This is a genomic window from Marinobacter sp., assembly GCF_035268745.1.
Taxonomy (GTDB): Bacteria; Pseudomonadota; Gammaproteobacteria; order Pseudomonadales; family Oleiphilaceae; genus Marinobacter.
The window spans coordinates 41,291-48,277 of record NZ_DATFKH010000118.1; the positions used below are offsets into that span (position 1 = coordinate 41,291).

At 58.1% G+C, this 6,987-nt stretch carries 6 protein-coding genes; 2 read left to right on the forward strand and 4 right to left on the reverse strand.

From position 1 onward, the window contains the following. Positions 1 to 62: 62 nt before the first annotated feature. The gene (locus VJ956_RS08950) at positions 63 to 1,031 is read right to left on the reverse strand and encodes an ABC transporter substrate-binding protein (protein ID WP_324083955.1); all 969 of its coding nucleotides are present in this window, start codon (positions 1,029 to 1,031) and stop codon (positions 63 to 65) included. 292 nt (positions 1,032 to 1,323) lie between these two features. Between VJ956_RS08950 and VJ956_RS08955 the strand changes: the two genes are divergently transcribed. Next, positions 1,324 to 1,941, forward strand: a complete 618-nt coding sequence (locus tag VJ956_RS08955; protein ID WP_324083957.1) for a glutathione S-transferase family protein — start codon at positions 1,324 to 1,326, stop codon at positions 1,939 to 1,941. Between the two features lie 2 nt (positions 1,942 to 1,943). Continuing rightward, on the forward strand, positions 1,944 to 2,555 hold the full coding sequence (locus tag VJ956_RS08960) for a DUF4202 domain-containing protein (protein ID WP_324083958.1): 612 nt from the start codon (positions 1,944 to 1,946) through the stop codon (positions 2,553 to 2,555). 1 nt (position 2,556) lies between these two features. On the opposite strand, the gene VJ956_RS08965 is transcribed toward VJ956_RS08960, so the two are convergent. From VJ956_RS08965 to trpD, 3 genes are all read right to left on the reverse strand, one after another. Continuing rightward, entirely contained in the window at positions 2,557 to 4,644 is a 2,088-nt protein-coding gene (locus tag VJ956_RS08965; protein WP_324083960.1) for a TonB-dependent siderophore receptor, read from the reverse strand. A 129-nt stretch (positions 4,645 to 4,773) separates the two neighbouring features. After that, a complete protein-coding gene (gene trpC, locus VJ956_RS08970; protein ID WP_324083962.1) occupies positions 4,774 to 5,586 on the reverse strand; it encodes an indole-3-glycerol phosphate synthase TrpC in 813 nt (270 codons plus the stop codon). 173 nt (positions 5,587 to 5,759) lie between these two features. Then, complete coding sequence (trpD, locus tag VJ956_RS08975; RefSeq protein WP_324083964.1) at positions 5,760 to 6,788, reverse strand: anthranilate phosphoribosyltransferase; 1,029 nt, start codon at positions 6,786 to 6,788, stop codon at positions 5,760 to 5,762. Positions 6,789 to 6,987 lie beyond the last annotated feature (199 nt).

Here is a 6,987-nt window from a genome sequence, read left to right on the forward strand (position 1 = left end):
TGTATGACCTTTTTATGGCCAGATAGAAGAAGAGCCGGCGGACCGGCTCTTCTCAGGGACTGTTACTCTCCCAGCACATTGGCAAGTCGTTTGGTCGCTGACTCATTCAGCCAGGTTGACCACTCGTCCGAGTTGTTGCTCAGGAAGTACACCGCCGCCTCTTCGGCAGAGGCGTTATTCGAGTCCATCCAGGCCAGCAGGGAACTCATGGTAGAGGTCTTGAAGGTCATGTTGCTCAGCATCTCGGCCACTTCCGGCTCGCGGTCACTGAAATCAGTGGTGATCGAGGTCAGGATGGTGGCGGCCGGGAAATCGGAAACGCCGGGATTCTCGACGTCCTGGGTCTGGTTGCGCTGGTGTACATCTGGCTTGACCTCGCCCAGGTCAACACGGGTCATGTCGTACTTGCCGAGAGGCACCGTCGGTCCCCAGTAGTAACCGAACCAGGGCTCCTTGCTCTGCACGGCAGATGCCATGGATGTGGCCAGGGTTTCGCCGGAACCGTGGTTGAACACTTCAATGCCAGCCTCTTCCAGGTCCAGAGCACGGATCAGATTGTCACTGACTACACGACAGCCCCAGCCGCTCGGGCAATTATTGAACCGGCTATCGACCAGTTCCGGGTTCGCCATGACGCCTTCAATGGTTGTCAGCTCGGGATGTTCCTCGGCGAGATAGGTAGGAATCCACCAGCCCTCAACACCGCCCGGGTCCAGCACTTCGGCGACACGCTCGATCTTGCCTTGCTCTTCGAGCTCAAGATAGGCCTCGCCGGCAGAGTTCAGCCACAGCTCGGTGACGATGTCCGGCTCGCCGTTTTCGGCGACAGAGGTCACCGCAGGCACGGTATCGGAGGGAACGACGGTGACGTCGCAGCCATAACCCTGCTCCATAAGGAACTTGGCGACGCCGGTAACAACGGCGTTGGAAGCCCAGCCCATTTCAGTGATCGACACTTCGCCACATTCAGCGGAAGCCAGCGAGGGTGCAGACAGGGCGCACAAAAGCGCCACGGGCGTTAGTTTTCGCATGAAAGTACTCCTTTCGACGGGTCTTTGTGACGGCCGCAGGCCGCCGCAGAAGCGGATTGCTCCTGGCTCAATTCGGTCAAGGTGTTGTTATCGGGGAGAAAGTTAGAACTCAATTCGTCTGTTTCCGGTTATAGTTTGTCTTTTACCATAATGATCCTGACAAGAGTTACAAGCCATTCATGTAAATCGTTACTACAGAGGTGCGCCTTATTCCTTTTGCTTGACGCATCAGGACTACAGCGTCAGTCTTTTGCGCAGCCCTTGTTTTCTTTCTGTTCCGGAGTCCATAACAATGAAAATATTCGAAACCAGTACCGCGCCGAATCCCCGTCGTGTCCGCATGTTCATGGCCGAGAAAGGCCTGCTGGAAAAGGCCGAATTCATCCAGATTGACCTGGCAAAAGGTGAAAATCTGACAGCGGAATACGCTGCCAGGAACCCGATGAAAAAGGTACCGGTGATGGAACTGGACGATGGCACCTGCGTCGCAGAAACCATGGCCATCTGCCGTTATTTCGAGGAAAGCTATCCGGACTCGCCTTCGCTGCTGGGTGATACGCCGGTTGAGAAGGCGGTGGTCGAGCAATGGCTGCGCTGGATCGAGTTCTCTTTCTTTTTGCCCACCGGCATGTGCTTCCAGCACACCAGCGGCTATTTCAAGGACCGTATGAATCCGATCAAGGAATGGGGCGAGGAGTGTCGGAATTCGGTCGAGAAGTTCATGCACTTTCTTGATAAGCAACTGTACGGCAAGGAGTATATCTGCTGCGACCGCTTCACGGCGGCCGACATCAACGCGTTTACCACCGTGGCGTTCGCCCGGGTGGTGGACATTCGCATCCAGCCGGAGCAGGAAAATCTGAAATCCTGGTACCAGCGGATCAAGACACGGGATTCGGCCGGGGTCTGATAATGAGTTTCGAACAACCACTTGCCTGTGCACTCACGGCCATTGATGAAGCAAACAGGGCCGACCCGAACCGGGAGCAGGTTGACGGTGAGTCTCTGCCCAAGGAGTACGCCTACAGTCTGCACATGACTCGCTGGTTGTTCGAGCTGGAAACCCACCCTTCACCGCGCATGCAGATTGCCTGTCGGGCCCAGCACATCGAGCGCTGGACGATGCCGCGGAGTGAGTTTGCTGAGGGCCGTAAGGCCTATTACCAGTGGCGCCAGGCATGTGGCCGGATGCACGGTCGCCGGGCAGCGGAGATTATGGCGGAATGCGGCTTTCCGGCTGCGGAATGTGAGCGGGTGGAAACCATTCTGACCAAACGGCAGTTGCGGCAGGACGAGGATACCCAGCTGTTGGAAGATGTGGCCTGTATGGTGTTTCTGGAGCGCTACTTTTCCGATTTCTACGACAGAAATGTCGATTACGACCGGGACAAGTGGCTGCGCATTGTTGGCCGGACCTGGGGCAAGATGTCCGGTCGGGGACATGAAGCGGCCCTCAAGCTGGCGGAGGGGATGCCTCCGCACTTGCTTGAGCTGCTTGAAGAGGCGCTGGCGGACCGGCCGTGAGCTACCAGCGGTAACTGATACTGCCTACCACACTCCGGCTTGCGCCGTAGTAACACCAGAAATCGCAGCTGGCGACGTATTCGCGGTCTGCCAGGTTGGTGACGTTGAGCTGAGCCTGCCACCGCGGCGCAAAGGTGTATTGGGCCATCATGTCGAATACCGTGTAGGACGGTACCTCAATGGCGCCATCGCGGGTCTCGCCGACGTAGCGGGCGCCCGCACCGACTTTCAGGCCCGGCGCCAGATCGGTAAAACGATAGTCCAGCCATGCTGAAGACTGGTGGCGGGGAATCAGGGGCGCCTGACGTTCGCTGCCGGCGGTGGCCTGTTCACGAACCTTGGCGCTGTTGTAGGTATAAGCTGCGGTCAGCTCCAACTGATCGGTGAGGTAGCTTACGCTTTCCAGTTCAAAGCCCTCGGTGGTGCGCTCGCGGTCCTGGATCTGGAATCCCCCCTGGCTGGTTCCCAGGGAATTTTCCTCTTCAATGCGATAGACCGCAGCGGTGACATAGCCGTCCAGGTTCCGTGGTGCGATTTTGACGCCAAGCTCGGTTTGCTCGCCGGTGCGGGGCTCATAAAGATCGCCGTTGCCATCGGTACCGGCAATTGGCTGGAAAGATTCGGTATAGGACAGGTAAGGCGAAACGCCGTTGGCTGCCAGGTACATGATACCCCCGGACAGCGACAACTGGTTGTCGTCGGCCTCCTGCCGGGTATTGGCATCGCGGTTGATATTGTCCACCTCGGCCTGATCGTAGCGGGCGCCGGCCAGGAATACCCAGCGGTCATCCAGGCGCAACTGGTGCTGCAGGTAGTAGCCTGTCTGCTGCTTGTCGATCTCGGTGACGATCAGATCGGCGGCCGTGACCGGCGTGAAATTTCCATACTGGGGATCGAACAGATCGATGGGGTCACCAAAGAAGGTGAATCCGCCAGCCCCATTCTGCTGGCCTTTGTTGTTGAGGTCCTGATAATCCACCCCGAACAGCAGCGTGTTTTCGGTGCGTTCGGTAAACCAGTTGCCTACCAGCCGATTGTCCACGGTCCAGCTGTCGATTTCGCCGTCACGGTACACCAGGCCCCGTTGGCCCTCCCGCGGATTTGCCTGGGTCTGGAAGAAAATAAAGCTGCTGCGCAACAGCAGATCCAGTCGGCTGTAACGCAGATCCTGCTCAAACCGCCAGACATCGCTGATCTGATGCCTGAGGGCATACCCGAGCGAAGACTGGGTGCGCTCGTTGGTGTCATACCCGGGCTCACTGTAGTTGGTAGACGGATCCACCTTGCCAAAGGGCGTACTCTGCACCGTGCCAAAGGGTAATTTGAACGGGTTGATGGGGATGGCATCGTCTTTCTGGAAACTGGCGAGCAGGGTCACAGTGGTTCGGCCGGTGATGTCCCATTCCAGGCTTGGCGCCAGGTAGTAGCGTTCGTTTTCGGTGAAGTCCAGGTTACCCTCACCATCCCGGTACAGCCCGACAAGACGGTAGCGGACATCACGGCTGTTGCCCACCGGACCGGACGTGTCCACGCCCAGCTGACGGTGTGCGTCGGTGCCTGCCTGAACCTGCACTTCGCCCTGTGTCTCATCGGTCGGTCGCTTGCTGATGGCGTTGATTACGCCTCCCGGGGGCGCCTCGCCGTAGAGGATGGAAGCCGGTCCCTTGAGCAGCTCTACCCGCTCCAGGCCATAGGTCTCCGGCAACCACTGATAGAAACCTTCCCGGTAGATGCGGAGGCCGTCCTGATAGGTGGCCTGATCGAAGCCACGAATCTTGAACCAGTCGGTGTCGTTGTCATCTCCAAAGTGGCCTGACCGAACACCCGCGCGGTAACGGAAAGTCTCGTCCAGGGACTGGACGTTGCGCTCTTCCAGCTCTTCCTGCGCCACCACTGAGGCGGGGCGAGGGGTTTCTACCAGAGGTGCTTCCACCTTCAGGGCAGTGCCGGACACGACCAGTTCACCCAGGGTCGGGGCGTTGGTTTCATCATTCTGGGCCTGGCCCAGCGCAAGGCTGGACAGGCCCAGCAGGAATGCCGGGCAGGCAAGTCGTACGGCCCGGGACAGGGGGCTGACAGAAAACGGCATGAAGGAACCTCAAACGGATAGGGAGTGGCTGGGAAATGAACACACGTTCGTCGTTTGAGGCGATGTTAATATTTCGTTAATTAAAATACAAATCAATTGCATTAACGTTAACTTCTGGCGAAGACCAGGTCAGTAAAACAGCTCCCGCAGTTTGTCGCCGGGCTCGTCCGCCCGCATGAAGGATTCACCCACCAGAAATCCATAAATGCCACGTCCGGTCATGGTGGTAACGTCGTCCCGGGTCATGATACCGCTCTCGGTAATGGTCAGGCGTTCGGCAGAAATCCGTTCGTGCAGTTCGAAAGTGGTATCGAGTGACACCTCGAAGGTGTGCAGGTTGCGATTGTTGATGCCGACCAGAGGCGTTTTCAGGGTCAGGGCATCATCCAGTTCCGCACCATCGTGCACCTCCACCAGCACATCCAGTCCGATGTCGTGGGCGATGCCTTCCAGTTCCTGCATCTGGTCTCTGGTCAGGCATGCGGCGATCAGCAGGATGCAGTCAGCGTTCATGGCCCGGCTTTCGTAAACCTGATAGGGCGCCACCATGAAGTCCTTGCGAATCACCGGCAGTCTGCAGGCACTGCGGGCGGCCTTCAGATAGTCCTCGTGACCCTGGAAAAAGTCCCTGTCAGTAAGCACTGACAGGCAGGCGGCGCCGCCTTTTTCGTAGCTTTCGGCAATCACCGCCGGTTCAAACGGATCGCGCAGAATGCCTTTGCTGGGGGATGCCTTTTTGATTTCGGCGATCACCGCAGGCGTCCGGGCGTTGATTCGAGAGCGCATAGCAGCGGCGAACCCGCGAGCTGGCGGTTGGTCCGCCGCCATGGCTTTTGCGTCTGCAAGAGAAACCGTACGTTTCCGCTCGTCAATTTCTCCCCATTTACGGTCAACTATCTTCCGAAGAATGGTTGGTGTCTTGTCCAGGTGTCTGTCGGTCATTGTTGGCCTAACTGTTTGGGTGCATGGGCCGGTGGCAGGGACCTTTCCAGAACACGCCCGTGAATACGTCCCTGTAGGGCTTGGCGTCAGCCATCCATGGCTGACGACAGTTCTGGAAAGATCCCTGCCACCGGCCCTTCAGGCTTGATTCGTGCCTTCGGAGTCGAAAAAATTCAGAAACATTGCGAGAAATCGGCCAGTTCGGACATTTTGCCTGCCGCCAGCCCGGAACCCATGGCATCAAGGGCCATTTCTACGCCGGCGCTCGGGGTTTTCGCCAGACCGGCCACATAGATTGCGGCTCCTGCGTTCAGGGCAATCAGATCTCTGGCTTTCTCCGCCATTTCATCGTGACCGCGGCCAAAGGCGGCCCGGATAAGCTTCAGCGAATCCTCGGCAGTATCCACCGTCAGGCCGACCAGTGACTGGCTTTTAATGCCTAAATCCTCTGGTGTGATGTCGTATTCGGTGACCTCACCGTTTTTCAGCTCGGCCACATGGGTCGTGCTGGCCAGGCTGATTTCGTCCAGGCCATCTTTGGAGCAGACCACCATGATGTGTTCGGCACCCAGGCGGTAGAGTACTTCGGCCATCGGTCGGCAAAGTTCACGGTTGAACGCGCCCACCAGCTGGCGCTTTACACTAGCCGGGTTGGTCATCGGACCGAGGATGTTGAAGATGGTTCTGCAGCCAAGTTCCTTGCGGGGGCCAATGGCGTGTTTCATGGCGCCGTGGTGGGCCGGGGCGAACATGAAGCCGACGCCGATCTGTTCCACACAGCGGGCAACTTCTTCCGGGGCCATCTGCAGGTTGATGCCGAGTTTTTCCAGCAGGTCCGCGCTGCCGCTTTTGGAAGAGACCGCCCGGTTGCCGTGCTTGGCGACGAAGCCGCCTGCTGCCGCCACGACAAAAGACGCCGCCGTGGATACGTTGAACAGGTTGGCACCGTCGCCGCCAGTGCCGACGATGTCTACCAGCGGCTCGGCGTTTACGGTCACTCTGGTGGCCAGCTCCCGCATCACTTCGGTCGCCCCGGTAATCTCGTCGATGGTTTCACTCTTCAGGCGCAACCCCATGAGAAAGGCACCGATCTGCGCGTCAGTGGCTTCACCTTTCATCACGATCCGCATGATGTCCTTCATTTCCTCCGTGGACAGGTCCAGGTTGGAGGCAATGCGGTTCAGTGCTTCTTTCATGTCCATCTGTGGGGCCCCTTCGGTTTTGTCCGATTTTTATATTCGGTGTTTCGGTCTAGCTTAGCAATTTCCTGGTCGGTGTTGGGGTTCTTGCCTCGGTAGCCCGCGAGTTCGGTGCATGCGGTAAAGCTGGGGAACCCTCTTTCCAAACACGCTGTAAATACGTCCCTGTACGCTCGGGCTCCGCCATCCATGGCTCCGCACG

Bases quoted from the DNA above. Each gene is read 5' to 3' on its own strand.
- trpC (WP_324083962.1), bottom strand. From the start codon at position 5,586: ATGACCGACAGACACCTGGACAAGACACCAACCATTCTTCGGAAGATA.
- VJ956_RS08965 (WP_324083960.1), bottom strand. From the start codon at position 4,644: ATGCCGTTTTCTGTCAGCCCCCTGTCCCGGGCCGTACGACTTGCCTGC.
- VJ956_RS08955 (WP_324083957.1), top strand. From the start codon at position 1,324: ATGAAAATATTCGAAACCAGTACCGCGCCGAATCCCCGTCGTGTCCGC.
- trpD (WP_324083964.1), bottom strand. From the start codon at position 6,788: ATGGACATGAAAGAAGCACTGAACCGCATTGCCTCCAACCTGGACCTG.
- VJ956_RS08960 (WP_324083958.1), top strand. From the start codon at position 1,944: ATGAGTTTCGAACAACCACTTGCCTGTGCACTCACGGCCATTGATGAA.
- VJ956_RS08950 (WP_324083955.1), bottom strand. From the start codon at position 1,031: ATGCGAAAACTAACGCCCGTGGCGCTTTTGTGCGCCCTGTCTGCACCC.